We start from the raw sequence: 2614 nt of genomic DNA, 5'->3' as shown, positions 1-2614 counted from the left end.
ATCTGACCATAATTATCCGCTAAAACCTGAGCCGCCAAGGGAGCGAGCAGAGCGACTCGATCGAAAGTAAAATCGGCGGCGATAATCCCGCGCCAGCCATCGGTTCCAAATTTAATCGGGTTCACGGTGGTCATGATTTACGAACTACCCCTAAAATATCCATTTTCCCAATACTGTAACCCGCTCCGTACTCTCTGGACACTCATTTTTCCCGATCATCGGTTTTTGCCGCCGGATCGAGCGCACCGGCTTCACTGATTAATAATTTTTCCATTAACATTTGTAACTTCATCCGTTCTATATAGGGCCATCCCCCGGTTTCCTCGATATCCCGGAGTAATCCGTATAAGTCCTTACGAGTATTGGGTAAAGATGGCTCGAACATCTGCTCGCGAATTTGCCGATGTAAATTTTCTAAAGTTCGCAGCAACCTTAACAAACCGTTACAATCTCCCTGTTGTTCTTCGGCGATCGCTGTCACCGTCGTTACAAGGGAATGCAGTTGGCTATCTAATTGGCTATTATCTCCCGGCAATCGGCTATTCATCGAAATTTCTGCACCTGAAAACAGTCACACCGATCATATCAGTCATCAGCTATGAGTTTCTTAGAGCCTTCTGACTTGAAAGAGGGTGTAGGGTGTAGGGTGTAGGGTGTAGGGTGTAGGGTGTAGGGTGTAGGGTGTAGGGTGTGGGGAGTGGGGAGAACAAAGCTGCCTATTGCCTATTGCCTATTGCCTATTGCCTATTGCCTATTGCCTATTGCCTATTGCCTATTGCCTATTGCCTATTGCCTATTGCCTTCTGTCTCTCCTCTCCCTGTCCCCCATCTTCTCAATGGTCACGGATCTTTGATAAACTGAGTTTCGGTGAATTGGCCCGACCGATTCGATAATTCATCAGGCTATGGATCAAGGGTAGTAATTGTAAAGATTGACAAAGAGAGGTTGACATAGATGAGATTTCGTGCCTTGTTAGTTGCCTTTTTAGCCTTGTGCTTGGGGGTGTTGACAGCTTGTAGCGACGCGCCTAGTGCCGTCCTGAATAGAAACGAGCTAACCTATGATGAAATTTTAAACACGGGATTAGCTAACAAATGTCCCCAGATTTCCGAGTTCACCCGGGGTACTCTCCCCTTAGAACGCGGCGAGAGTTATGTGGTGACAGATTTATGCTTGGAACCCCAAGAATATTTTGTCAAGGGTGAACCCGTTAATAAGCGGGAAGCAGCCACTTTTATCCAGGGTAAACTCCTAACCAGAGATACCACCAGTTTAGAACAGATGACAGCGAGTTTAACCGTAGGTGAAGACGGTGTTTTAACCCTCAAGGAAGAAGACGGTATCGATTTCCAACCCATTACCGTACAATTACCCGGAGGTGAAAGAGTTCCCCTCTTCTTTACCATTAAAGGTTTCACCGGCAAAACCGAAGCCGGCTTTAACTCGATTAACAGTTCCACCGATTTTGAAGGCGACTTTAAAGTTCCTTCCTATCGTGGCGCTGGTTTCTTGGATCCCAAAGGTCGGGGTGTGGTGACGGGTTATGATAATGCTGTCGCTTTACCCGCTAGTGCTGATAGTCAAGATTTCCAACGCGCTAACGTCAAAGCAACGGAACTGGGTAAAGGTACTATGTCTTTACAGGTAACTAAAGTTGACGCTTCTACCGGCGAGTTTGCTGGTGTTTTTGAAAGTGAGCAGCCTTCCGACACCGATTTAGGGGCAAAAGATGCTGAAGAAGTGAAAATTCGCGGCATTTTCTACGGTCGTCTCGAAGCTCGTGCCTAATTAATAAATTCAGAGTTTCTGGAAATTACGGCGAATTTCTCCCTAGAGAAGTTCGCTTTTTTTCTAAGCTTTGACACAATTAAGTTATACCACTTTTCTTTAGTTGTGACATAGATAATGTAATAGGCAAGAGGCACTCATGCAAAAGGCAAAAGTTATATTGAGAGAATTAAGCATTAGTTCGTAACTCCCCAAGTTTTCAGCAGATAAATATAATTATATCGACTCCATTTTGAGTAGTTGTTTCAGGAAAGTTAAGAGATTTTGTAGTGATGGTATTTGTGTTGCAGTTTGTTCGCTAATCCATCGATCATCGGAAATGGTTGCGGTGTTGGTTTTTCCAGGTTTAAGAATACTAGCAATGGCGGCAATAGTGGCTTTTTCTTTATCAAAAGGTTTCCAGCCAATTTGACTAATTTCTTCCTCGGAAAATTGTTGAATATATGCTTTTGCTCTGTTCATATATTCAGGATAGGCGATTTTTCCACAATCACAAAGTAGGGTATCTAAGACATCTTGATCAACATTATTAGGCAGTATATATAATCCGACTCTTGGTCTGTTTTCTTGAATAGTTCCCGTAGCAGCTACTACCCTGGGAAAGTCGGGAAAATATTCCCGAAAACCCTGATGATATTTGCGAGCAACTTCTGCTGGGTTATCTTTATCCGCATCGGCAATAATGGCAAAAGCTGATAATTCATTGTTATAATCCATATCGGCAAGTTTATTGGTTAAATTTTTAATTAATTCACTGCCACCCCCGGCATAAATTGCCACGGATAAAGTCTCAGTATAAAGAATAGATGGCATATCGAGTCTGAT

Annotated in this window: 3 protein-coding genes; 1 reads left to right on the top strand and 2 read right to left on the bottom strand. The window is 43.5% G+C overall.

What is annotated here, in order from left to right:
- Positions 1 to 202: 202 nt before the first annotated feature.
- Positions 203 to 547 (bottom strand): hypothetical protein, encoded by a 345-nt coding sequence (locus PX484_RS02030; RefSeq protein ID WP_002773423.1) that lies wholly within the window; start codon positions 545 to 547, stop codon positions 203 to 205.
- Positions 548 to 955: 408 nt separating this feature from the next.
- Between PX484_RS02030 and PX484_RS02025 the strand changes: the two genes are divergently transcribed.
- Complete coding sequence (locus tag PX484_RS02025) at positions 956 to 1789, top strand: photosystem II manganese-stabilizing polypeptide (protein ID WP_002800587.1); 834 nt, start codon at positions 956 to 958, stop codon at positions 1787 to 1789.
- A gap of 216 nt (positions 1790 to 2005) precedes the next feature.
- On the opposite strand, the gene PX484_RS02020 is transcribed toward PX484_RS02025, so the two are convergent.
- Positions 2006 to 2614: DUF3226 domain-containing protein (locus PX484_RS02020; protein ID WP_288102729.1), on the bottom strand; the 609-nt coding region annotated here is incomplete at its 5' end.

Origin of the sequence: Microcystis sp. M49636_WE2 (assembly GCF_030065375.1) — a bacterium.
Taxonomy (GTDB): domain Bacteria; phylum Cyanobacteriota; class Cyanobacteriia; order Cyanobacteriales; family Microcystaceae; genus Microcystis; species Microcystis aeruginosa_C.
This window is presented reverse-complemented; position numbering and strand designations above follow the sequence as displayed.

What these genes read in the sequence shown, in the direction of transcription:
- PX484_RS02030 (WP_002773423.1), bottom strand. Translation starts at nt 547, where the DNA reads ATGAATAGCCGATTGCCGGGAGATAATAGCCAATTAGATAGCCAACTG.
- PX484_RS02025 (WP_002800587.1), top strand. Translation starts at nt 956, where the DNA reads ATGAGATTTCGTGCCTTGTTAGTTGCCTTTTTAGCCTTGTGCTTGGGG.